The organism is Tolypothrix bouteillei VB521301 (assembly GCF_000760695.4).
In the GTDB taxonomy this organism is placed as follows: domain Bacteria; phylum Cyanobacteriota; class Cyanobacteriia; order Cyanobacteriales; family Nostocaceae; genus Scytonema; species Scytonema bouteillei_A.
Window position 1 is genome coordinate 6,597,007 of the sequence record NZ_JHEG04000001.1, and the last position, 24,120, is coordinate 6,621,126.

The window sequence follows — 24,120 nt, forward strand, 5'->3', positions numbered from 1 at the left end:
ACGAAATGGATAAATTATGCTTCTAGATTTAGAACGATTTTATCAAGCCTGCAATCCAAGCCGACCTCTGGTGATGGGAAACGCTAGCGATCGCCAGTATTATATTGATTTTACTTCTGTGCGAGGCGGCAAGATTATAGAAGCGCTACAACGCACAATTACTAAAATATCTCCGGATACACGAACCTGTCAGCTTTTTACAGGTCACATTGGCTGTGGGAAGTCAACGGAGTTGCTGCGGCTAAAAACTGAGTTAGAGCAAGAAAAATTTCATGTTGTGTATTTTGAGTCTACCCATGTTTTGGAAATGGTAGATCTGGATGTGACAGATATTTTTCTAGCAATTGTCGGTCAGGTGAGCGAAAGCCTTGAAGCGATGAATCTTCACGTAAAACCTGGCTACTTTGCTAAGTTATTTGCGGAAATTGTGGATTTTCTGCAAACTCCAATGGATTTAGAGGTGCAAGGAGAGCTATCTGTCGGTATTGCCAAAATTACAGCTAAGACAAAAGAAAGCCCCAAGTTACGGCGTCGGTTGCGGGACTATTTAGAACCAAGAACTGAAAACATTTTGCAATCCATTAATGAGGAATTGCTTGCTCGTGCTAAGAAAGAACTAAAAGCTCAAGGTAAAAAAGGGCTAGTTGTTATTGTTGATAACTTGGATCGGGTAGCTATCAGACCTCTACCATCTGGACGGTCTTTACCAGAGTACTTATTTATTGACCGAGGCGAACAGTTACGCAAACTTGATTGCCACTTAGTATACACTATTCCTCTTGCCTTAACTTTCTCTAACGACAGCGCCGAACTTCAGCACCGTTTGGGGGGTGGGGTAGCTCCTAAAGTCTTACCTATGATACCTGTAAGGCTGCGTTCTGGAGAAATTTATACTCAAGGACTGGCGCTCATGAGACAGATGGTGCTAGCTAGAGCTTTTCCTGACGTTCATCCTTCAGATAGGTTAAATTTGATCGCAGAAGTGTTTGATTCTGTCGAAACTTTAGATAGGCTGTGTTTGATTAGCGGTGGTCACGTGCGGGATTTACTGGGACTGCTATATGACTGTTTGAGAGAACAAGACCCTCCCTTTGAACGGGAATGCTTGGAACTGGTGATTCAAAGACACCGAGATTTCCGCGCTAACCCAATTGACTCCGACGAGTGGGAGTTACTCTTTCAGGTGGTACAACAGCAAAGAGTCAGAGGTGATATAGAATATTACACTTTGTTGCGAAGTCTTTTTGTCTTTGAATACCGCGACCATCAAGGAGTCTGGTTTGCTCTCAACCCAGTTTTAGCAGAAACGCCAAAATTTCAATCATGGCTGAACAGTACCCTCTCATAAATTTCATTGCGACTAACGAGCGTTCCTTAACAAATTTAAGGCGAGCTATTGTTTTCTCTCAAGGTCAATTCTCGCTAGTTTTGGCTTGCTGTAACTATGAAGCTTTGCGAGAGCAAATGCTGCAAAGACTGTCAGAAATTTCTTCGGAAGCATACCAGATTGAGAAGCTAGTGGTTCCGCCCAACACCATCAGCCTTTATACTAAACTTCACTTACAACCTACTCCCGAGCACTCATTAGTCTTGATGGTTTTAGGTTTGGAGTCAGTATCTGCACTTGATGACCTCCTAACTACCATCAATCACGTGCGGGATGAGTTCCGCAAACGCCACCATTTTCCTATGGTTTTTTGGGTAAATGACAAGGTACTGCAAAAAATAGTACGCTTGGCTCCAGATTTTGCAAGTTGGGCTGCTACTCCTATTAGATTTGAACTGACAACTGAAGAGTTGCTCGCATTTCTACAACAAAAAACCGATTCTCTGTTTGCAGAAATTTTAAACACCAACGCTACACAGCACGCAGAATCTTTAGTGAGTTGTGGTAATAAGACTTTGGGTTTGGTTTCTAAATATAGCAGTTATGAATTCCTCTGTGCTGTTAAAGATCTGCAAAATCGCGGTATTAAGCTAAACCCTGAATTGAACGCCAGTTTGGAATTTGTTTTTGGTTTGGATGATTATGTGAGCGATCGCATAGATTTGGCTTTGGAACATTTTCAGCAAAGCTTGCAGTTTTGGCAAAAGCAAATCAGGGGAGAGGGGGGAGACAAGGAAGAAAATTCTACCTTGTCCTCCATGTCCCCCTATCTTCTTCGCCAGGGAGTCGTTCTGTTTTATATTGGGCTGTGTTATTTCCGTTTTGCCGAACGTCACTATTCAGAAAACCCTTTGCCATGGCAAGAAGCTAAATCTTATTTCCAGCAATGCCTTGATATTTTTGAAGTGGTTGGGCGTGACGATATCGTGGCTCAATGTATTGCTCAACTCAGTGAGGTGTTGCAAATTTTGCACGATTGGGAGGAGTTACAAAAAGTTGCTACAAAATCTCTAGAGTTACACAGAATCTACGGGACTCAAATTCAACTCGCTTGTGACTATAGTTTTTTGGCTGAGGTCGCTCTAGAGCAGTCAAATTGGGAAAAAGCAACTCAGCTTGCACAAGCATCCTTGTCTTGCTTGGCAAAAGCAAGACAAGATTGCGATCGCTACCCAAGTTTGTTTCCCGTGCTGTTAAAGCAAATATCTCAATTAGTATTAGCTCAAGCACTCTTGCATTTGGGTGAGAAAAAAAAGGCTCTCAAACGTTTGAAAACGGCGAATCGCCAATTAGAAACTGCTTTAGAAAGCAGCGACCATCGATACGATGCTCATCGTTATATTCGCCTTCTGCGGAAAATGCGATCGCTCTACTTTGACTCGGGTCGGTATTTAGAAGCCTTTTGCATCCGTCAAAAACGGCGTTCTGTCGAGCAGCAGTATGGTTTGCGTGCTTTTATTGGCGCAGGTCGCCTGCAACCCCAACAACCAAAGACAAAACCTACTTTGGATTTGCGTGCAGCAAGCACCAGTATTGCTTTGGAAATTGATGCTTCCGGGCGCAAGCGCGATATTGATAGCTTAATTGGCAGAATTAGCCGTCCCGACCAAAAACTGACGGTGATTCACGGTCAATCTGGCGTGGGTAAAAGTTCTACCGTGGCTGCGGGACTGGTTCCTGCACTGCAAAACACAGCGATTGGCGACCAGATTGCTGTACCTGTTGTATTGCGAATTTACACTCAATGGGTTCGGGAATTAGGAAAATCTTTAACAGAGGCGCAACTTCAAATTCAACAGAGTGCAAGTGCTGCTTTAGCCGAGCCGAACATACTTGAATCTGAACATTATATTCTGGAACAGTTACAAAGAAATGCTAAGAATCATTTCATTACCGTCTTAATTTTTGACCAGTTTGAAGAGTTTTTCTTTAGCTGTCCCGAACACAATAGCTTGCAACATTTTGATAAATTTATTTGCCATTGCCTCAATATATCTTTTGTCAAAATAATATTTTCTATACGAGAAGATTATTTACATCGTTTATTAGAATTTAGGCATCTGGCTAAACAGGAGCAGATTAACGATAATATTTTAGACAAAAATATCCGCTATCAGTTAAAAAACTTTGCCCAAGAGGATGCTAAAAATTTTATCTTAAAGTTAACAGAGCGATCGCATTTTTATTTAGAGCCTGCTTTAATTGATGCCGTCGTACAAGATTTATCGACAGAATTAGGAGAAGTTCGTCCAATAGAGTTACAAGTTGTGGGAGCACAACTGCAAGATGAGAGGATTTCAACGCTGACAGACTACCAGCAATTTAAATCTGGCAAACTCATTGAGCGATATATCAAACAACTCATCAAAGAATGCGGTCCCGAAAATGAAAGAGCAGCATTACTGGTTTTATATTTATTAACAGATGAAAACAAAAAGCGCCCTTACAAAACTTATGGTGAATTAGCATCCCAATTAGCAGAATTAGAACATCAAGAAAAATTAGAATTAGTCTTAGAAATTTTAGTGCGTTCTGGATTAGTCGTGCTCTTTCCCGACCAACCCGAACGCCGCTATCAATTAATTCATGATTATTTAGTAGATTTGATTCGTTACCTGCAACAAGCAGAATTGAACTTACAAACCCAACTACAAAAGTTACGCAACCAAGTACAGCAAAGGGAAACAGAAATTTACCAGTTAAAAAGCCAACTAAAGAAAAAACAGCAGCAATTTCAACAGGTCAACAGCCAACCCCAACAAGGTCGGGATTTACTGACAGAATTAAAAGAATTACGCAAACGAGAAACACAAAGTCAGATTGAAATTGAACAACTCAATGTAGAATTGCAACAGCAAAAGTTACAAGCAGAACTGGCAAATAGCAATCGTTCGCTAACAATAGCGCTTGCTGGTTCAGTCATTCTTATAGTGGCGTTTGCAGCCTCTTTTATTTCAGCTTTTCAATGGAGACAAGCGCTCATTAGCGAAATTCGAGCTATTAGTGCAACGAGTGAAGTACTCCTCAGCTCGGGAAGAGATACGGATGCTTTGAAAGAAGGTTTAAAAGCAGGTAGAAAACAGCAAAATGCTATATTTCCAGATGCAGATACGCGCTTGCAGGTATTGGGGACGCTTTATCAACTGGTTTTTTCTGGAGGTGAAAGAGCAAGCCAACGCTTACAAGGGCATAGTTTCGGCGTGAATAGCGTCAATTTTAGCCCCGATGGTAAGGTCTTAGCCTCAGCAAGTGCTGATAATAATATTATACTTTGGAATACCAATGGTAAAAAGTATAAAACTTTACCCATACACTCTGATGTTGTTAACAACGTGAGTTTTAGCCATGATGGTAGAACTGTAGCTTCAGCCAGTCAGGACAAAACTGTAAAACTTTGGAATTCAAACACCGAGCAGGTAACAACCTTAGTAGGGCATAAAGGAGTTGTCAATAGTGTCAGTTTCACTCCTGATGATGAAATCATTGCCTCCGGTAGTAGCGATAACACTATCAAACTTTGGTATCGAGATGGTAAGCTTTTTAAGACTCTGTTAGGTCATAAGGCTGCTGTCTTAAGTGTCGCTTGGTCGCCTAATGGTCAAACCCTTGCTTCAGCCAGTACGGATAAAACAATAAACCTTTGGAATCGAAACGGAAAATTGTTAAAAACTATACCTGGCCATACTGATGCGGTGAGGAGTGTCGCTTGGTCTGGAGACGGAAGGGCGATCGCTTCAGCAAGTTTGGACAAAAGTGTCAAACTTTGGAGTCGCGAGGGTAAATTGCTAAGAACTTTAACCGGGCATAATGATAAGGTCACAAGTGTTAGCTTCAGCCCGGATGGTCAGATCGTCGCTTCAGCAAGTACCAACAAGACAATCAAGTTTTGGAGTCGCGATCGCGGAATTCTATTAGCAACCTTAAAGGGTCATGGAGATTGGGTCAATAGTGTCAGTTTCAGCCCTGATGGAAAGATGTTCGCTTCTGGAAGTCGGGACACAACGGTCAAACTTTGGAAATTGCAGGATGTGTTAAAGTCCAAGTTTGGAGATCATTCTGGGGACGTGAATAGTGTCAGTTTTTCACCTCAAGGTGATTTGATTGCTTCTGCTAGTCTTGATAAAACAGTTAGAATCTGGAATTCAGAAGGAAAACTACTTCATATTTTGAAGGGTCATAAGGATGGAGTTTGGGGCGTCAGTTTTAGCCCAAAAGGGGATAGGCTTGTCTCAGCTAGCACGGATGCTACGCTCAAGTTGTGGAAACGCGACGGTCAGCTGCTCGAAACACTGTCAGGACATCAAGGTAGGGTTTTAAGCGTGTCTTGGAGTTCTCAAAATATTATCGCTTCAGGCAGTAAGGATAAAACTATCAAATTGTGGAGTCAGAACGGTAAGCTGTTAAAAACTTTGTTGGGACACAAAGGTGTTGTTAATTGGGTGAGTTTCAGTCCGAACGGGGAGTTATTAGCATCAGCTAGCGATGATAAAACAGTGAAGCTTTGGACTGCTGATGGTAAGTTCCTGAAAACTTTGTCGGGGCACAGAGATGCAGTTTTTAGTGTAGCTTGGTCTCCTGATGGCAGTAAAATTGCTTCGGCTAGCGATGACAACACGGTAAAGCTTTGGACTGGTGATGGTAAGTTCCTGAAAACTTTGTGGGGACACAGAGGTGCAGTCACTGGAGTCAGTTTTAGCCGAGATGGGGAAGTACTGGCGTCAGTAAGCGATGACAATACGGTAAAGCTTTGGAACCGCGATGGTGTCTTACAAATCAGTCTTAAGGAAAAGGATAAGCTCACCAGCGTTAGTTTAAGTTCTCACAAGAACTTGATGACTTTTGGTAGTGCCAGTGGTTCTGTGTTTCTACGCAATTTAGAAGACATAACACTGGAAAATTTACTACTTCGGGGGTGCGATTTGCTCAAGGATTCTTCGTCGCAACTGATAAATAGCGATCGCAAGCTGTGCCCTAATTGAACGCATCTCCGCCTCGGGGGATCTCACAGAGGAGGCGGATCTGTCCGCGATTCATTCCCAGGCGAAGCCTGGGAACGAGGGGGGGGTTGCTTACCGTGCTGATAGCTGAGCATGCTCTGATGAATATTTTGCAACTAACTGGGACATTTCAGGGTTGTAAAGCCGCAGATAATTCCAGTAGTTACCAAATACCTGACGTACATAATTTTTTGTTTCATCAAAGGGAATTGCTTCGACAAACTCATCTGGATCTTGTTTTGGAAGAGCTTGCAGCCACTTAGAAACGTTACCCGGACCAGCATTGTAACTGGCGATCGCGAGCATGGAATTATCTTTATATTGCTCGTGGGTATGATCTAAATACCAAGTTCCCAACATAATATTGTCATTGGGATTTTCCAAGTTAATTTTTTTGCTATCGACTTTAATTTGTGGAGCAATCCATTTAGCTGTGTCTGGCATCACCTGCATTAAACCAGTAGCACCAGCTACCGAACGGGCTTTTGCCTCAAATCGAGATTCTTGACGCATTAAAGCAGTGACCAGCACGGGATTGATCTCGTTCTTTGCCGACCACTTTTCAATTTCCTTCAGATATGGTAATGGGTAACGAGCTTGCCAGTAAGTGATTTGCTTGCTGAGATCCTCATATTCAGCTTTTTCTTGTGGTTTTTCCCTGTCTTCCAGCCTGGAAATCTTGTCAATACCGATTAAATATTCGCCTTTTGCCAACCGCATCAAACCTTCAGTGTATTGTTCTGCCACTGTTGGCTGCATTTTATTAACAAATTCTGTTTGCCACTGCAACCAAGCATCGCGATCTTGACCGAGTAAATACAATTCCTTAAAAGTTTCCGAACCTGCAGTTGGTACAGTACGCTGATAGGGGACAACTTTCGGGTCGAGACTCCGTACATTATTAAAGTTGCCAACATTAAGACCTAGAACTGCAGCCGCACGCCATGCATAGTAAGAGTAAGGGAAGCGGTTAATAACATACTCATAAGCTTTTTTCGCTTCCTGGGTTTTCCCTATTTTTGTTGCCCATTTCCCTACCCAAAAACCAGCCCTGGGAGCCAGAATGCTGTTAGGGTTATTAGTAGGTATTGGACCTGCCCACTGCCAAGCACCATTAAAGTCTTTGGCTTTGGCTTTTTCTTGGGCAATTGTCCAACGATATTCTGCTGCTTCTTCAGTGTTACCAAATTTGGTAATTAGCAACTGCAATGCTTGATTGGCTCCCTTTGGATCTTGAGCCTGTAGAATTTTGGCTTTTTCCGCGAGTGCTTCACCTGCTTTTTCAGGGAATTTGCTGACAACTTTGTCAAGATACGGTATAGCATCCTTACGGACTTGTGCCATTTCTGCCAGACGCAGTAAGCCATTTCCCGTTTCTTCAGCATCAGGGAATGCTTTCACAAGTTGTTGATAAGCCGCAATTGCTTCCGGACGTTTTCCACTCACCTGATATCCCCGTGCTATACGGTAGAGATTGCGGGGTGTCCGAGAAGCTTTGGTATAAGCTTCTGTGGCTTTGGAAAATTCACTATTTTCCCAGTACGCTGTACCTACGATTTCCCATTCTTCAGGCTTGAGGGTGGGGTCATTTGCCAGCTGGTCTAATATGGGAAGGATACCTGATTGGTCGTAGGCGTGTTTTGCCAAAATCAGCTGCAATTGTGGCTGAAGTGGATTTTCTTGCAACTGCTGGCGGATAATTTCCCAAGTTAAAGGATTTGAGGGAAATTGCTCAATGGCTTGCGCTTGATAGTCTGGAGTTGCTATCAAGTATAGGGCTTTAACAGCAGCAGGTTCTTTAGAATATTTTTTCACCACCTTTTGCCGCAAATCTGAGGCTTTGCCTTCTTCCCCAAGAATATCCTGTGCTTGTGCTTGTTTGAGCAAAACATAGGGTGCTAGACGTGGATAATCGTCCTCTAGCCCTGTTAGTAACTCTAGCGCTGGTTTGGCTTGCTTCTTTTCAATCAAATCGCTAGCCAAAAGATAACGGGCGCGATTTCGGTCTTGCAAGTCCCGCCCCTTTGCCAGAGCCGCTAGTTTTGTACTGCGTTCATGTGGGGACTGTGACACCAGTGGAAGCACGGCGGAGTTAGCTGTGCTCACTTTTGAAAGCTGCTCAGTTGAATTGTTAGTAAACCGCAGCCAATGCCCAAAGGATTTACTAAACTGAGGCGCGGACACCATTGCACCTGCTAGGAAGGCACACAATCCAGCACCTGCAATGAGAGGTATATATTTTTTCTTTTGTCGTTGCTTCAGCATTGATACCCGCTGAAAATTTCACATGAATTTCTTGCAACTCTAGCATCACTTGCGGACAATGTCGCTACTTTTAACTTTTGTATTCCTAATTTGGGGATCGTTATAGATGTTTCTCTTTTCTGGATGCGAATTCCAGCCATTTAAGTTAAAAATTTTGCATTTTTGTTTTTCTCTTTGCTTGTACAGTAAGGATTTAGCAATCTGCTGTAGAAGCAAAGATTGCCAGATTGTTTGCTACAAACTCTCACCTGTATATCTCTTTCTTCCTTATATAATGGTCAAAATCCTTCCCTAGGGGGAAGAAAAGGTATGTTGCCATTTCAGTCAAAAAAGTTTCTATTTTCTATTTCCCTCGGGTCTCGATCGGAGCTTGTTACATGACTCCATATTGTCATCTTGCGATCGCTAAGTTTTAAATTTTTCTAAACCATAGAGAAAATTGATGTATCTACATATACTAGCTTGGAAAATCGAATATTTAGTTTATCCTAATTAAATGTTGCAATTATTGCATTCTAAGAAAGAAATTAACCGCAGATAAACGCAGACGAAAGCAGATAAATTTGTACCTCAGTAGGTTGGGTTGAGGAACGAAACCCAACTATATTAATTATGTTTGGCGATTTTAAATTGGCTTGATAAATGACCTCGTAATGATAATTTTGCTAAGATTATTGGTACAAATTATGATAAGAAGATAAACCTACAGACTTGTGGAGGAAAAATGAGAGCGCAAGAAGTAATGGGAAGCGTTGATGATAAAGGTTTTCTGTGTTTGGATGAACCTCTTACGGTTCAAAAGCATAGCCGTGTTAAAGTAATTGTTCTATTTGTGGAAGACCAGGTAGAAGATGATGAATCAAAAGAGTCTATATTAGAAAGTCTTCGTATTTCATTACAAGAAGCAAAAGCTGGAAAAACTAGACCTGTTTCAGAACTGTGGGACGATATTGATGCAGAATGAAACACCATTCGTTCAAGTTCAATTTACAGAGCAATTTCAGAGCCGATTACGCACGTTGTCTAAAAAATATCCTCATATTCGGTCTGACATTCAACCAATAATTGGACAACTACAAGTAGGAGATTTTATTGGCGACCAAATATCTGGAACAGGGAATACTGTTTTCAAGGTACGAGTCCGAAACAGCGATATCCAGAAAGGTTATTCTCCTACTCATCTACTCTAAAAGCGAACAAGCAGATGTTGCAGCAGAGGAGATTAAGTTAGTTATAAAAGATTTTCAAAAAGACAGTAGTACTTTGCCAGAAACAAACCAGGAGTAACATTTAGATTATAGTTAGGACTAAGTAGGTGGGATCTGACTTTTTTCGTGCCCACCTACTTATGTAATCGTGCTTCAACGCCAAGAAGTTCATCGCAAAGCAAGTTTGGGAGTTTTCCCCTTCAAGCCAATCATCAACTTTAGAGCAAAGATTTTCAGGAAAGGAACTTGTCGCATGACTCGCAAACCAATGCGACGAACGATAGCGACTGGCAAAATGTTATTAGAAAAAACTCTATCTAACAAATCGGTAAAACCTAAGATGGTTAAGTTTTCTGGTTTGCGCCAGCGTTCGTATCTTTTGAGAGTTTTGATATTGCCAATATCTTCACCTTTCTCATGGGCTTCTTGCAGGACTTGCGCCAAAGCAGCTACATCTCGAATCCCTAAATTTAATCCCTGTCCGCCTACAGGATGGCAATTGTGTGCTGCATCCCCCACTAAAGCTAATCGATGGAGGACATAGCGATCGCTTTGCATGAGTTGAACTTGGAAAATAAAGCGATCGCCGAGTAATTCCAACCGACCCATGTGATTGCCAAATCGTGTTTGTAATTCTGCTAAAAACTGTTTGTCATCCAAAGCACACAAAGCTTTTGCTTCTTCGTGAGGAGCAGTCCATACAATCCGGCAACGGTTTCCTGGCAGTGGTAATATTGCAAAGGGACCGCTGTACCAGAATTTTTCATAAGCTGTGTTGTTGTGAGATTTTTCTGGCTTAACAAAAGCCACGATACAAGATTGCCAATACTTCCAACCTTTAGTTGTAATACCAGCAGCTTGACGAATGGGAGAACGGGAACCATCCGCAGCGACTACCAATTTGCTGCGGACTGTCCGCATTTCACCAGCCACTTTGATATCTACCATCACCATCTCTGGTTGGTAGTGGATCTTCACAACTTCTGCAGGGCACAGATACGTAACATTGTGGCAATCTTTCACAAATTCTTGTAAAGGGTGTAACAGTGCTTGATGTTCTGCCACGTAACCCAAATCTTTTGTACCGATATCTGATGTTTGCCATTCTACAACGGTAGGATGATCCGCATCGGAAAGGCGAACTTGGCGATAAATTTCGATCTTGGGCAATATTTTGTCCCAAACACCAATTCCTTGATATATCAGCGCCGAAAGCATATGTACGGCATAGGCTTGTCCTTTGGCGACAGCTGCTGATTCCACTTTTGCCTCAATCAGCAGCACGCTCAACCCAGAATCTTTCAGCGCAGAGGCTAGGGTTAAGCCAACAATTCCGCCGCCAACAATAACCAAATCGTAGTCGTACCCCCGCTTATGTGTCGAGGTTTGGGGGAGAGAAAGGGTTGGAGAAAGCTGTGCTTGCGCCATTGTTAAGATAAATTACAGCGTTTTAATTTATATTTTGACGCAAACAGGCAGTGAAGGGCAACAGTGACTGGTGACACCTTAGTTTACTGCTCTGGTGTTTGTTCTGCTTGTTCGGAATCTTCCTGTTCGTTCACTTTTTGTGTATTACCAGTTTTGACCCAACCTTCTTGGTCGCTACCTACGATCCGTATCCTTTGCCAGCCTCCATTTTCTTGCAGAACGATCACTCGAGAATTAAAGCCAACTCCACCAATACGTTCGGCTTCTGTTTGCGCTTCTGCTCGTAAACTTAAACCTTGTGGCCAAGTCACGCGTGCTCGGTAAGCTCCTGGTGGTAGTTTTTTTGGTGCTTCTTCTTTAGCCTTAGGTGATTCCGTAGGATCTGGAGTTGAGTCAGCAGAAGTTTCAGCTTTTGTCTCTGGTTGAGAATTTGATTTTTTTGCCGTGCTTTTAGAAACTACAGCTTTTGGATTTTTCCCTTTCACTGTGGGTAAATCGTTGGCAAAGATGGGTTTTGGAGGTGGAGTGGAAGTTCTATTCATAAAATATAGAGCTGTAGCAACACCACCTCCTACAAGAATGGCAAGCGCTAAGGAAATCCCAAGTATAAATTTAAATATGTTACCAATCATACTGACACCCTCAAGGTTAATCGTCACTAGTCAATAGTTAACAGTCAATAGTCAATAGTCAATAGTAATTATCGCTAAAATTATTATTTACAGACGCGCCATAGCGCGTCTCTATAGGTTACTGCAGTTGTCGTTGAATGCGATTGCTGAGAGAACTGTGTTTGGAAGCCAACCTAGCTCTACCTGCAGCCGCCCACTCTTGCAGTTTCTGAATTTGCTCGGTAGCAGTTCTTGCCAGAGGGATGATTTGACTGGCGGCTTCTAAAATATCATCTGTTGTGAAATCCCGGTTTTGGCTGAATCCAATATGCATGGCTTCAATCAAAGTTTGCTCAATTTCCGCTCCAGAAAAATCAGGAGTTTCATAAGCAAGTCTTTCAAGATCGTAATTTTTTATATTATGGGGACGCAACCGAGTTAAATGCACGGTAAAGATTGCTTTTCTCTCTTCTTGGGTCGGTAACCCAACAAAGAAAATTTCATCAAAGCGCCCTTTTCTCAGCATTTCTGGTGGTAGTGCTTGGATATCGTTAGCTGTAGCAACGACAAACACGGGTGAAGTTTTCTCAGCTAACCAGGTAATAAATGTCCCAAATACACGGCTTGTGGTTCCTGCGTCTCCTTTACTACCAAGCCCGGAGAATGCTTTATCTATCTCGTCTATCCATAAAATGCAAGGTGCAAGGGCTTCTGCAACTTGTATCATTTGTCGGGTCCGAGATTCAGATTCACCCACCAAACCACCAAATAATCTTCCTACGTCTAAACGTAATAAAGGTAAATGCCAGTGATGTGCGATCGCTTTTGCAGTCAGAGATTTCCCCGTTCCCTGAATCCCTATAAGTAGCAAACCTCTCGGGTGCGGTAAACCGTATTGTCGTGCTTTGTCTGTAAACGAACCACCACGTCGAAGCAGCCAATCTTTGAGGTTATCGAGTCCGCCAATATCGGAAATTTGTTCTGTCGCTGGGTAAAAGTCGAGAATTTGAGTTTGACGAATGGTCTGACGCTTTTCTTCTAGAACCAAGTCTACATCTTCTGGTAAGAGTTCGCCATGAGTTGCGATCGCCCTTGCCAAAACTCGGCGAATCCTTTCCATAGATAGCCCTTGGCAAGAGCGCACTAAGTCATCCATCACCTTAGTAGAAAGGGAGTTCCCAGTTGCTCCCAACAAGCGTTCTATTTCCCCTCTAATTTCCGATCCTGAAGGTAAAGGGAACTCCAAAACAGTTAAAACTTCCGTTAGGTCATCAGGAATGGCAATTCTGGGAGACAGCAAGACGATATTTTTTGGTTGCGACTTCAGAAGTCGGGCGAGGTTGCGAAGTTTGCGAGAAATCGCCACATCATCTAAAAATCGATGGTAATCGCGAAGAATAAACACAGCAGGTGCAGACGCAGGGACTTTTTCCACAAATTCCAAAGCCTGCAAGGGATTGCGACGACCAAAACCTGCATCATTTGGATTACCTTGGTAACCATCCACAAAATCCCAAGTATAAACTGGACGATTACCCTGATTTGCTGCTTCTTCCCGGATAGAGGCTTCCAAGCGTTCCTCTTCATAGGTGGGAATGTAGATCAAAGGGTAGCGGGCGCGGAGCAGCAATTTAAACTCATCACGAAAAGTCATAGGTAACAGTCATGAGTCATTGGTTATGTAGTCATTAGCCATTAGTTGAGAGCCAAAAGTCAAGACTCTAGAGGCAAGAATATAATTTGCTATGTTAGCCTCCAAAAACTCGTAAATCATAACAGCATGAGAGTAATTCTGGATATTCCTCAAGAGTTAGCGATACAAAACAGTTCCTTGGAAATTCCCCAGACCAGTTTGTTAACAACCATGGATAAGTATTTACTATATGCGATCGCTCTTTCGTTCATCGTCATTGTCGCCTGAGACATATAATTGAAGTAATACCTTCAATCGCTTTGATTCAATATGGCTCAGCTATCCCAGCCACGTCGAACACGGATACTGCCACAGACTATGGTAAAATCTGAAGAATTACATTACCGTACAACGCAACGTCGTGAACTTGGTACGCAGTGTCGTACTATTTTTGAACGCATTCGTCCCCAACTCATTGAAAAGCATTACAACTGGTTTATCGCCATTGATGCGGATAGTGAAAACTACCTTTTGGACTTGAAACTAGAAGGTTTGCTACAACAAGTTCGCGATCAATATCCTAATCCAGATGCCAAACTCACTATTTTTCGCCTGAATGAAACTGGAGCCTGTGGTAGGATATGATTGCAGGCAGGTTTGGTGACAACGGAGAATTATTCTTTGAAATACAACTGGTAGCAGCTAATAACGAACAGTTTGAAGTTGAAGCGCTGTTTGATACAGGATTTACAACAGGGTGGCTGGGGATAAATTTTCAAGACCTAGAAGCTCTTGAGTGGTCAATAATTACACCAAAAATAGAAATGCAGACCGCGAGAGGGTCAGAATATTTTGATTTATACGAAGGAAAAGTCATTTTTGATAACAAAGAATTTATAATTCCCGTTCATGTAGGAGAGGAACTTTCTGATACTTTGATGGGTTTGCTCTGGTTAGATATCATGCAGCTAGTTGTGAATAAACCAAGAGGGATTTTGACACTAGAAGCAATGGAAATAGATTAATTTGATTAGTAATTTTTGATCGCTGCTACTACCATTTTTTCAACTTTGTTGGACATGATTACGAATTGGTAAGCCAAATTCTGCTGCAATGATTGGGTGGGGGTGGGTAATCAATGCTTAAAGCATATAGACTATTCTTCTACCAATTCTACAAACCAAGCGCTAGCGTAAAGCGTGTGATGGAAACTACCTGTATTTTTCATTCCTTAAAAAGGGAACACTAAGGGGAGAATTGTGCGGCTAAAATTCTATGACCCCCAGTGAACTCAAAGCTTATTTAGGCAACCTAATCCGTAAAAACTTGCATATCAGCACAATGATCTGGGGAGCACCCGGTATTGGTAAATCAAGTATTGTAGGACAACTTGCCCAAGAACACGATATTGATTTTGTAGATGTGCGCCTCAGCCAACTTGCTCCTACAGATCTGCGTGGATTACCCGTGGCTGAAGATGGTATTTCTAAATGGTATCCGCCAGAATTTCTTCCCCGTAGCGGTAAGGGCATACTGTTTTTAGATGAACTGAATATGGCTCCTCCCGCAATGCAAGGAGTTGCCCAACAATTGATATTAGACCGTCGCGTCGGTTCTTACATAGTTCCCCATGGTTGGTTTGTGTGGGCTGCAGGTAACCGCAAAGAAGACCGTGCTGCCGTATTTGATATGCCTGCGCCTTTAGCCAACAGGTTTTTACATCTTGAAGTACAAGCAGATTTCGACAGTTTCAAAGCTTTCGCCTTAGAAACAGGAGTACACGAACAGATTATTGCCTTTCTCTCCTTTCGTTCAACCTTATTACACAAACTCGACCCGCAACAACCTGCTTGGCCCTCTCCCCGTTCTTGGGTAATGGCAAGCCAACTGCGTCATGCTGGCTTGGATATTTCTCCTGCTGTCGGTACGAGTGCGGCGGCTGAGTTTGTAGCATTTATCATTCTTTACGAAACCCTACCAAACCTAACCCCCATTTTAGAAGGCAAAGGAAACAATATTCCCTTTCCCACAGAACCAAGTGCAAGATACGCAACTGCCATTGGCTTAACAGTACGTGCGACTGATGCCAACCAAGCTTACAATGCCTTTACTTGGTTAAACAAAGTTGCAACAGCAGAGTGGGTGCAGTTATTTGCTGTGGATTTATTTCGAGTCATGCGGAGTAAAGGACAAATGGGAATGTTAGCAAACTTTGTTAAAAAAGATCCCGATTTGCAAAAGTTTTTACAAGATTTCCAGCAACTCGTAGCACTGTAATGCAAAATTGAGAATTTTAGATTTTGGATTGGGAATTGGAGATAAGGTTTTCCCCCTCATCTCCCTCATCTCCCTCATCTCCCTTGTCCCCGTGTCCCCCTTGTCCCCTCATGACAGATACCCAAAAAATTATCAGCGCCTCCATACTCCGCGTGCGGATGAAGTCGCCCTTTTTTGCGACTTTAGCAATGTTCGCCCGGTTTGTTCCCACCCAACAACTATCAACAGCAGCAACGGATGGTAAAGACATTTTTTTTAATCCAGATTATTTACTCTCTTTACCTCCATCTCAACAGGATGGGCTCTTACTCCACGAGGTTTTACACGCCGCATTGCTTCACGTCCTGCGTCGGGGTGTGCGCGATGCTACCTTATGGAATATTGCTGCTGATATTGTTGTCAATGGAATCATTTCTCAGCAAGATAAATTTGATCTTCCTTCAGGTGGTTTGCGAGATCCCGAGCTAGAAAATCTTAGCGTTGAAGAGGTTTACGAATTGTTACTCAAAGATGCTCATCTTTGTCTGCATTTACCGGAACTGGATTTACTCTCGCAAGCACCGGGGATGGGATCGGGTGACTCTGGAATATTTTCGCCTGGGGATAGTCTTTCGGAAGCAAGAAAAGCTGCTATGGAAGCAAACTGGCGAAATGCTTTACAGCAAGCCTCTGTTATTGCTCGTACAACTCAACATGGCAACTTACCCGGTGGTATGGAGCGGGAATTAGGAGCATTAACTTCTGCTCAGATTGATTGGCGTGCTTACCTTTGGCGCTATTTAGTACAGACACCTACAGATTTTTCGGGTTTTGACCGCCGCTTTATTGGACGCAAGCTGTACCTAGAAACCTTACAAGGTGAATCGGTTTATGTTTATGTAGCTATTGATACTAGCGGTTCTATTGACAACCAGCAACTGCAAATGTTTTTCAATGAAGTTCGAGGAATTTTAAATGCTTATCCCCATCTTCAGTGCGAGTTGTACTACGCAGATGCTGAGGCTTACGGACCCTATGAACTGAATTCCGATAGCACCATACCAAAACCTAAAGGTGGAGGTGGTACATCATTCGTGCCATTTTTTGAGAAAGTTGCCACAAGTTGGGATCGGCAAACTCAAGGTGTGTGTGTTTATTTAACAGATGGTTATGGTGATTTTCCGGAGGAAAAACCCGAATTACCCGTATTGTGGGTGGTAACGCCCGGAGGATTGGCTTTAGAGGAGTTTCCTTTTGGCGAAGCTGTACGGTTGCTATCTGTTTGAAAAGAGTTCAGTAAAAATATCAAAGTAATTTTGGCAATAGCTATGACAAATTAGTAACCAAGCACTCTTGGAGTGAAATTCAGTTTAAATAAAATCTTTTTCTATATATATAGATGCTTGATAGTCCCCAATCTTCAAAATCTCTCTCACTTGAACAAGAAGCAGCTAGTGAAGAAACTTCACAACTCCGGTTGGAGGAATTGGCTAGAAGCAGTACTGAACTATGTAGGATTGTCGCTACAAATCCCAGTGCTGCTCCAGAATTATTACGGGAGTTAGGTTATAGTGCTGATGAAATAACACGTCGGTCTATCACTTCCAATCCCAATACTCCGGTAGAGGATTTATTGGAATTAGGGACAGAGTTTCCAGAAGAATTTTTAAATAATCCAATTTTACCGCTAGTCGTGTTAGAAAATCCTAATTTTCTGGCAGATATCTCACAAGAAAGTTTACTGATTTTGCTAAAACACGATGCAGTCCCAAGTTGGTTTCTTGAATGGGTAACAAATCTAGATTCTGAAGAATATGAGGAAGTTTTTCTAGCACTGCTCGTAAAACCCGATGTTCCTCAAAACGCTTTGTCCAAACTAACTCGCAGTCAGAATTTGGTTATTGCTCAAGCAGCGAAACTTCATGTTAATTTGGCAGGAGAGATGGATGAAGGATGGGAGGAAGCAGCAAAGGCTGCCATACAAACGACTCTATTGTACCTTTCTGGAGAAGAGTCATTCTTACACAGTATCGGTATAGTTCCTGAGTTTTTAGTATCTGCTTTACCCGGTTTTAAAGACCGATATTTGTCCGTTGCGAAAAATCCCGATACGTCTCCACAAATTCTACAAAGTTTAGTAGAAAACACAGAATTTAGAGATAGTGTAGCTGCCCATATTGCTGAAAATCCGAACGCTCCTGCTGCAGCATTAAAAATATTGTTAGGAGATGAAAACGATCGCATTCGTGATGCTGTTGCTTGCCATCCCAACACACCTCTGTCAGTTTTGCAAGAGTATCAACAGCAACTGGCTAATATCAAAAATCCCGTGACTTCAGCAGAAACGCTGAGTGAATTAGCAACAAGTCCTTGGGTAGAAATCCGCAAAGGAGTTGCTTTTCACCCCAACACACCACAAGTCATTTTAGAGCGACTGGCGCAAGATGAATCTTGGCGAGTCAAGACAGCTGTGGCTCTTAATATAAATACCCCCAGTTGGGTGTTAGAACAACTGGCGCAAAATGAAACCGAGCCCGTTTGTGAAGCTGTCGCTTGTAACCCCCACACGCCAGGAATAGTTTTGGAAAAATTGTGTGAGGTTGGATATTGCACTCATTGCAGTCTTATTGCCGAACACCCCAATACAAGTGCAAATATTTTAGAAAAACTAGCAACAAATTTTCAGGGAATACGTGAAGGAGTGGCAAGAAACAGCAACACACCAGTCTCTCTTTTACTGAAACTTGCTCAAGATGCTTGTGAAGGTATTCGAGTGGCTGTAGTTGGAAATCCCAAGACTCCCCACGATGCGATCGCATCTCTCAAAATAGATCCCGACTATGATGTGCGTTTTGCTGCAGTCAGACGCAGCCATCAAGACGCCGAGTATCGCATCAAACCACCTATTCCAAAATGGTTTTCTGAGTATCCCATAACACTAAGAACAAAAGCCAAGGATCTGGCACTTTATATTCGCGTACCCGTACTATTTACAGATAGTTGGATGAACGATGATAGACCACTTTTGCCATTGAGTACGCATCAGTTGCAAAAAATTTCTCTAGAGCAGTTAGTGGAAGATGCAAAATCTCAAGATAATGAAGTTCGTATCCGCGTAGCTATTAACCCCAATACCCCCATCGATCTTTTGGAAAAATTGGCAAACGACGAAGATGATTATGTCCGTCGCGCTGCGGTCACTAACTCAAACGCGTCTGTGAATATCTTGGAAAAATTAGGTTTAGATACCAATTCTGATGTACGAGAAGTTGTAGCATATCATCCCCATACTCCTGTTACGACTCTCACGCAGCTAGCAGAGGATAGAGGTTGGCATATCCGTAAAGCAGTGGCATCACACCCAAACGCCCCTGCAAGCGTCTTGAATAAACTAGCAGAAGATCCAACAGAAGAAGTTAAACGCGCTGTCTTTGAGAACGTAATACGATTTTTTAACAATTTAGAGTTTGTCAGTATTTTTCAAAAATTGGCAGAAGATCAATCAATTTTTTCTCATTTTTCCAGTATAATTGCTTCTCACCCCAACACGCCAAAAAGCATTTTAGAAAGACTGGCAAAGGGGAAATGCGGTCAATTCATTGCTGCTAATTCCAATACTCCCATCAATGTTTTATTGCAACTTGCAAGAAATGTAGATGGCTCAATTCAAAGAGAAGCGATCGCTAATTTGTGGGTACATCTGACGACCAATTCCGATATTTCTAGCACCGATTTAGAACAAATCACAGCAATCAACGATATAAAATTAAAAACAGCTATAGCCCGTTACCCAAAAACTTCTAACGAGATTTTAGAACAACTTGCTCGGGATTCATCTTGTAACATTCGTACAGTTGTTGCTCAAAATCCCAATCTTTCTCTTCATACTTTGAAACAACTGCTAAAAGATGAAGATAGTTATGTGAGCAAAGCTGCACTTGCTACCTATCTGCAAAATTTTTCGGAAAATCAAAATACCCCAAACAGTATTTTAGAACAGTGGCAAGTCGTGCAAAATCCAAAAGCACCACCAAAGGTTCTTGTAAAATTAGCAAAGAGTCCATGCTTAATCGTTCGCGAAAATGTTGCCTCTCACCCCCAAGCTTCTACAAAGCTTCTCCATCAACTTGCATTAGATAATTGCAGTCGAGTCCGCTTTCAGGTGGCACAAAATCCCAAGACTCCTGCCAATCTTTTACAGCAGCTCTCTCAAGATCGAACGGAGCGGGTCAGGATGGCTATCGCACAAAACCCCAACACACCTACTAACGTTCTCGAAGAACTAGCCTGCGACTATGAATGGCATAGCAACATCCACCAAGCAGCAGTGAAAAATTTGATACAACGTCGCTCTCTCAAGGTTGGCTCAATTTTGGAAAGTTACATTACCTCTGATGAGCCGCCTCTCACACGCTTTTTGGTTTTCTTACACCCTCTTGCTCCAAGCTCTTTGTTAATGAGGAACTTTCGCTCATTGTTTTGGCATGAAAGGTATGCGATCGCGCAAAATCCCAATACCCCAACAACAATTCGCCAACAACTCGCTCAAGATAGTAACTGTTTGGTTCGTGCAGCCGCCAAAGCTAATTTGTAGCTGTAAGTTGAGGAATTGTAAAGTAAAAAGTTGTTCCCACTCCCGGTTCTGACTCAGCCCAAATGTGTCCGTGATGTCTTTCAACTATTTTTTTACAAATTGCCAAACCAATCCCAGTTCCCGGTACTTCTTTACGGCTGTGCAGTCTTTGAAATATTTGGAAAATACGCTCGAGATACTGTGACTTAATCCCTATTCCATTATCTTTGACACCAAAAAGCCATCCCTCATCTTTTAATTCTGCTTTAATTTGAATTTTGGGTGGTTCTTCACGGCGAAACTTAATAGCATTACTCACTAAGTTCTGAAATAGCTGTACCATTTGCGTGCTATCAGCCATAACCGTCGGTAGGCGATCGCTATCCACACTAGCATTGTTCTCTCCAATCAGCACTAAAAGATTGTTGAGTGCTTGACGCACAACTGTATTGCAATCACAAGAAGCAAAAGCTTTTCCTTTAGTCCCTACACGAGAATAGGCAAGCAAGTCTTGAATTAACTGGCGCATTCGTGCTGCCCCATCTATGATGTAGGCAATATACTCTGTAGCAGTTTCGTCCAGACAATTTTGATACTCATCTGCCAATAGTTGAGTATAACCTGCTACTGCCCGTAATGGTTCTTGTAAATCGTGAGATGCTACATAAGCAAACTGTTCTAACTCTTGATTGGAACGTTGTAATTCAGTATTAAGCTCTTGTAATGTATTATTTGCTTCATAAAGTTCTTGCGTTCTCTGTTGAACTCGAATTTCTAATTGATTTTTTGCTTGTCTGAGTGTTTGCTCTGCTTGTTTTTGCAAGGTAATATTTTGAGACATCGACATACCAGCAAAAATTTCTCCTTGCTCGTTTCGCACGGGTACGACATGAAAACGGTAAATGCGATCGCTATAGGGAATATCAACAACGATCGTCGTTCCCATCAATGCAGAACGATAGCAAGGTTCTAACATCGCGCTAATTTCTGCTGGCAAAACTTCCCAGAGAGCTTTTCCCTCTGTTGTTTCGCGACTCAGTCCAACTTCTATTAACTCCGTTCCTTCAACTAATGTATAACGCAGTTGGCGATCGAATAGGGTCACGAAACCATTAGGAAAATTCTGCACAAGGGTACGATAAAGCTCTTCACTGCGTCTGAGGCATTCTTCTGCTTGTTTGCGAGCGGTAATATCCCGACAGGTAATAACCCGTCCCACAATTTGCCCGTTCAAAAACTGAGGCTTGGAGTAACGTTCGCAAATTTTGCCGTTCTTAAGTTCAAAAATGCCATATCCTTGAAAATCTGGTTGAGCCAGTTCTTGTTCAATTTGAACGCGAAGATTCTCTGGATTTTTTAATTGCTTGTAGACACAGAGTAATACTTTGCTATGGTCGTCCTTGTAAGGAACCAAGTCCTCAATTTTCCATAAGTCGATATATTTTTGGTTAAAAGTGATAATTTTATCGGTCAAATCTAGCGCCAGAATTGCATCTGCGGTTGATTCTAAAGTTGTTTGTAGCAAAGAAAGAGAATGTTCAACTTCTGTAGTGCGTTCCCGAACACGTTGCTCTAACAGTTCGTTAGTCTGTTTTAAAGAAATTTCTGCCTGTTTCAGTGCTTCTTCTGCTTGCTTGCGTTCCTGATTTTCTTTTTGTAGTGCTAAATTTGCTGCTTCTATTTGCGTTGGGCTTGGCAAAGCTAAAGCCAAAGAAACTAACGGTCCTAATTGCAAAGCAGTATATACAGAAATAATAGCTGTTCCGGCTTTCACCAAACCAGTGAGCCAGTAAGCTGGATACCAAAGAGTCCAAATTGCAAGTAAGTGAGTTGTGCCACAGAATATGATAAAGGCTCCGAATAGACGGAATATCCAACGAAAGGGTAAATCTTGACGCTTGCGGGCAAAGTAAATTAACCAAGCTGGAATAGAATAATAGGAAAGCCCGATCGCTAAATCTGAAAGCAAATGCAACCAGACCAGTTCTGGTTTCCACAGATAACAGTGTCCGTGAGGAATAAAATTATTTGGTGATATCAAATTATTAAGAAATTCCCACATATGACTGTTCTTTAATTTTAATTTGCTCTAGATCCCCTACTTCTTTAAGGATACAGCTAGTCAATAGGTGGTGGCTTCCCTCATTCGCCTGCTCGTCTCTCGATCCGGTGTCAAAGTCAAGGGCTGATGAATGCAGACTGCGAGGTACAGCATCGTTATAGAGGTAAAACCTCTGAAACAGCTATTCCCAGGCGGAACCTGGGAACGAGTTGAGGGAGCCGTCCCATCATTTGCAAACAGCAACCTTGCAAGAAGTTGGGGCTGTAACGGGCTTTAACTATTTGTAATAGCAAGCAAGCGTCAGTTAATTCGGTAGTTCCTTTTTCAAAGCCTCCAATGAAGCCCAACGTCGATCGACAGGTGTATCTAACTTACTAACAGCATTGGGTACAATACCGGGACAGTTGGCGTCACACAATTGCCTTTGTGGAAACTCCAAAGACATTTGCTCGTATAACCATTCACTCGGATAAAAATATCCTTGAGGTGACAAAGTTTCTACTAGATCGTCAAAGGCAACTTCTCGTTCTAATGGGAGGTCATCTGCTTGGGGATCTGTTTCTTCTAACCAAATGATTTCTTTGGTCTTAATTGCCAAACGATGATTGTAATTCTGCAAGCACCGATTGCAAGTACAAGTAACGATCGCTTCTGCCTGACTTGAAACTTCTAAGTAATTTCCTTGATGCTGTACGCGGATGAAACCGCGAACTGGTGTCAGGGTTTCTAGACCGGGCAAAAACTCTTTGACCTGAATTTCTTCCGTCCGCTCGGGCGCTTTAGTTAGTTGCGGAATGTAAATCGCGTCCATGACACTTGTGAGACATCCTCACTTGATAGCAAAATTTATGCACGTCTCTAAGTTTAGCTTTTCTACAAATGAGTTTAATCACTTTTTAATTCGGATTTCCGAAATTTTTTGAGAAAATTCAAACGATTTGAGATTATAGATTATAAGCCTGAGTTGCGATCGCTCCGCCTACAGTTTTTTTGTATAAAAACATACGAAAAGCAAGGGGCAATAAATTATTTCTAACTACGCCCCTTGCCCAATTCTCAACGCCCAATGCCCGTCATGCCAGTGAAGCAAGACGTACAACAAGGTGACGATGTGGCTCTTTTCCTCGGCTAAAAGTTTCCAAATCACCAAATTCCTTTAACAAGGTGTGAACTTGACGGCGTTCGGCGGAACTGAGGGATTTTATTTCCACTTCTAGCCCTGAAGCACGGGCTTGCTCTGCTGCAATTTCTGCCATTGAACGAATTTCTGCATATCTCCTGACACGATAGCCATTTAATTCCACGGTGTAAGAAGCTTGCAAATCCGGTGATTGATTCAAGTTGAGAACAGTGTTTGCCAAATACTGAACTGCATCTAGCACTGAACCATCAGGACCGATAAAAGTCGCTATTTGTTCTGGTGTTAACTTACTCTCATCAATTGTCAGCCAGTAGCTGTCCGATTCCGGGGAATCCTCAAAATCATCAGATGCGGGAGTTGTTTCTATCTCACCTGTCACTTCAACAGACAATCCACTTAGTTGCAGGAGTGTTTTTAACCACTCCTGACCCCGTTCTATTCGATTATCGGTCATCGAAAAATTGGGTCTGAAACCCCGTCCTTTAGCGAAGCGAAGGACGGCTTTACAAATATCTTCTAAGCAACAATTAGTCCGTTTGAACGACGAATTAATTGTATT

The 24,120-nt window shown here is 42.3% G+C and carries 17 protein-coding genes; 10 read left to right on the forward strand and 7 right to left on the reverse strand.

From position 1 onward, the window contains the following. Positions 1–16 precede the first annotated feature (16 nt). The gene (locus tag HC643_RS26755) at positions 17–1,348 is read left to right on the forward strand and encodes a P-loop NTPase fold protein (RefSeq protein WP_038089752.1); all 1,332 of its coding nucleotides are present in this window, start codon (positions 17–19) and stop codon (positions 1,346–1,348) included. Further along, positions 1,324–6,366, forward strand: a complete 5,043-nt coding sequence (locus HC643_RS26760) for a WD40 domain-containing protein (protein ID WP_038089755.1) — start codon at positions 1,324–1,326, stop codon at positions 6,364–6,366. Before HC643_RS26755 ends, HC643_RS26760 begins: the two co-directional genes overlap by 25 nt. 90 nt (positions 6,367–6,456) lie before the next feature. Here the strand turns inward: HC643_RS26760 and HC643_RS26765 are convergent, their stop codons facing one another. Beyond that, positions 6,457–8,649: a lytic transglycosylase domain-containing protein gene (locus HC643_RS26765; RefSeq protein ID WP_050046819.1), complete on the reverse strand. Its 2,193-nt coding sequence runs from the start codon at positions 8,647–8,649 to the stop codon at positions 6,457–6,459. 724 nt (positions 8,650–9,373) lie between these two features. Between HC643_RS26765 and HC643_RS26770 the strand changes: the two genes are divergently transcribed. Together HC643_RS26770 and HC643_RS26775 are read left to right on the forward strand one after the other, a co-directional pair. Beyond that, positions 9,374–9,613, forward strand: coding sequence for a type II toxin-antitoxin system RelN family antitoxin (locus HC643_RS26770; protein ID WP_038082387.1), 240 nt, complete (start codon positions 9,374–9,376; stop codon positions 9,611–9,613). Continuing rightward, positions 9,603–9,839 carry a hypothetical protein gene (locus HC643_RS26775; protein ID WP_336604385.1) on the forward strand — a complete coding sequence of 79 codons (237 nt, stop codon included), beginning with the start codon at positions 9,603–9,605 and terminating at the stop codon, positions 9,837–9,839. The genes HC643_RS26770 and HC643_RS26775 overlap by 11 nt, the downstream gene beginning before the upstream one ends. 186 nt (positions 9,840–10,025) lie before the next feature. Here HC643_RS26775 and HC643_RS26780 read toward each other — a convergent pair whose 3' ends face one another. From HC643_RS26780 to HC643_RS26790, 3 genes are all read right to left on the reverse strand, one after another. Beyond that, positions 10,026–11,285 (reverse strand): FAD-dependent hydroxylase, encoded by a 1,260-nt coding sequence (locus HC643_RS26780; RefSeq protein WP_038082385.1) that lies wholly within the window; start codon positions 11,283–11,285, stop codon positions 10,026–10,028. Between the two features lie 83 nt (positions 11,286–11,368). Next, on the reverse strand, positions 11,369–11,917 hold the full coding sequence (locus tag HC643_RS26785) for an SH3 domain-containing protein (RefSeq protein WP_038082384.1): 549 nt from the start codon (positions 11,915–11,917) through the stop codon (positions 11,369–11,371). A gap of 118 nt (positions 11,918–12,035) precedes the next feature. Next, positions 12,036–13,550, reverse strand: a complete 1,515-nt coding sequence (locus tag HC643_RS26790; protein ID WP_038082383.1) for an AAA family ATPase — start codon at positions 13,548–13,550, stop codon at positions 12,036–12,038. A 126-nt stretch (positions 13,551–13,676) separates the two neighbouring features. On the opposite strand from HC643_RS26790, the gene HC643_RS26795 reads away from it, so the two are divergent. From HC643_RS26795 to HC643_RS26820, 6 genes are all read left to right on the forward strand, one after another. Then, positions 13,677–13,817, forward strand: coding sequence for a hypothetical protein (locus tag HC643_RS26795; RefSeq protein ID WP_153021451.1), 141 nt, complete (start codon positions 13,677–13,679; stop codon positions 13,815–13,817). Positions 13,818–13,859: 42 nt separating this feature from the next. Next, positions 13,860–14,174, forward strand: a complete 315-nt coding sequence (locus tag HC643_RS26800; RefSeq protein ID WP_038082382.1) for a hypothetical protein — start codon at positions 13,860–13,862, stop codon at positions 14,172–14,174. Further along, entirely contained in the window at positions 14,171–14,554 is a 384-nt protein-coding gene (locus HC643_RS26805) for a hypothetical protein (RefSeq protein ID WP_038082381.1), read from the forward strand. Before HC643_RS26800 ends, HC643_RS26805 begins: the two co-directional genes overlap by 4 nt. Positions 14,555–14,804: 250 nt before the next feature. Next, positions 14,805–15,806: an AAA family ATPase gene (locus tag HC643_RS26810; RefSeq protein WP_038082379.1), complete on the forward strand. Its 1,002-nt coding sequence runs from the start codon at positions 14,805–14,807 to the stop codon at positions 15,804–15,806. A gap of 110 nt (positions 15,807–15,916) precedes the next feature. Beyond that, positions 15,917–17,071: a vWA domain-containing protein gene (locus HC643_RS26815; RefSeq protein ID WP_038082378.1), complete on the forward strand. Its 1,155-nt coding sequence runs from the start codon at positions 15,917–15,919 to the stop codon at positions 17,069–17,071. A 113-nt stretch (positions 17,072–17,184) separates the two neighbouring features. Further along, the gene (locus HC643_RS26820) at positions 17,185–20,379 is read left to right on the forward strand and encodes a HEAT repeat domain-containing protein (protein WP_038082377.1); all 3,195 of its coding nucleotides are present in this window, start codon (positions 17,185–17,187) and stop codon (positions 20,377–20,379) included. On the opposite strand, the gene HC643_RS41585 is transcribed toward HC643_RS26820, so the two are convergent. The 3 genes from HC643_RS41585 to HC643_RS26835 form a co-directional block, all read right to left on the reverse strand. Continuing rightward, positions 20,369–22,420 (reverse strand): PAS domain-containing sensor histidine kinase, encoded by a 2,052-nt coding sequence (locus HC643_RS41585; RefSeq protein WP_050046817.1) that lies wholly within the window; start codon positions 22,418–22,420, stop codon positions 20,369–20,371. The two genes, HC643_RS26820 and HC643_RS41585, sit on opposite strands and share 11 nt — an antisense overlap. 304 nt (positions 22,421–22,724) lie before the next feature. After that, complete coding sequence (locus tag HC643_RS26830; protein ID WP_038082376.1) at positions 22,725–23,231, reverse strand: YceD family protein; 507 nt, start codon at positions 23,229–23,231, stop codon at positions 22,725–22,727. A 262-nt stretch (positions 23,232–23,493) separates the two neighbouring features. Next, complete coding sequence (locus HC643_RS26835; RefSeq protein WP_038082375.1) at positions 23,494–24,015, reverse strand: Jag family protein; 522 nt, start codon at positions 24,013–24,015, stop codon at positions 23,494–23,496. Positions 24,016–24,120 lie beyond the last annotated feature (105 nt).

Coding starts and splice junctions, on each gene's coding strand:
- HC643_RS41585 (WP_050046817.1), bottom strand. CDS start 22,420: ATGTGGGAATTTCTTAATAATTTGATATCACCAAATAATTTTATTCCT.
- HC643_RS26760 (WP_038089755.1), top strand. CDS start 1,324: ATGGCTGAACAGTACCCTCTCATAAATTTCATTGCGACTAACGAGCGT.
- HC643_RS26815 (WP_038082378.1), top strand. CDS start 15,917: ATGACAGATACCCAAAAAATTATCAGCGCCTCCATACTCCGCGTGCGG.
- HC643_RS26775 (WP_336604385.1), top strand. CDS start 9,603: ATGCAGAATGAAACACCATTCGTTCAAGTTCAATTTACAGAGCAATTT.
- HC643_RS26790 (WP_038082383.1), bottom strand. CDS start 13,550: ATGACTTTTCGTGATGAGTTTAAATTGCTGCTCCGCGCCCGCTACCCT.
- HC643_RS26780 (WP_038082385.1), bottom strand. CDS start 11,285: ATGGCGCAAGCACAGCTTTCTCCAACCCTTTCTCTCCCCCAAACCTCG.
- HC643_RS26795 (WP_153021451.1), top strand. CDS start 13,677: ATGAGAGTAATTCTGGATATTCCTCAAGAGTTAGCGATACAAAACAGT.
- HC643_RS26755 (WP_038089752.1), top strand. CDS start 17: ATGCTTCTAGATTTAGAACGATTTTATCAAGCCTGCAATCCAAGCCGA.
- HC643_RS26765 (WP_050046819.1), bottom strand. CDS start 8,649: ATGCTGAAGCAACGACAAAAGAAAAAATATATACCTCTCATTGCAGGT.
- HC643_RS26770 (WP_038082387.1), top strand. CDS start 9,374: ATGAGAGCGCAAGAAGTAATGGGAAGCGTTGATGATAAAGGTTTTCTG.
- HC643_RS26800 (WP_038082382.1), top strand. CDS start 13,860: ATGGCTCAGCTATCCCAGCCACGTCGAACACGGATACTGCCACAGACT.
- HC643_RS26820 (WP_038082377.1), top strand. CDS start 17,185: ATGCTTGATAGTCCCCAATCTTCAAAATCTCTCTCACTTGAACAAGAA.
- HC643_RS26830 (WP_038082376.1), bottom strand. CDS start 23,231: ATGGACGCGATTTACATTCCGCAACTAACTAAAGCGCCCGAGCGGACG.
- HC643_RS26810 (WP_038082379.1), top strand. CDS start 14,805: ATGACCCCCAGTGAACTCAAAGCTTATTTAGGCAACCTAATCCGTAAA.
- HC643_RS26785 (WP_038082384.1), bottom strand. CDS start 11,917: ATGATTGGTAACATATTTAAATTTATACTTGGGATTTCCTTAGCGCTT.
- HC643_RS26835 (WP_038082375.1), bottom strand. CDS start 24,015: ATGACCGATAATCGAATAGAACGGGGTCAGGAGTGGTTAAAAACACTC.
- HC643_RS26805 (WP_038082381.1), top strand. CDS start 14,171: ATGATTGCAGGCAGGTTTGGTGACAACGGAGAATTATTCTTTGAAATA.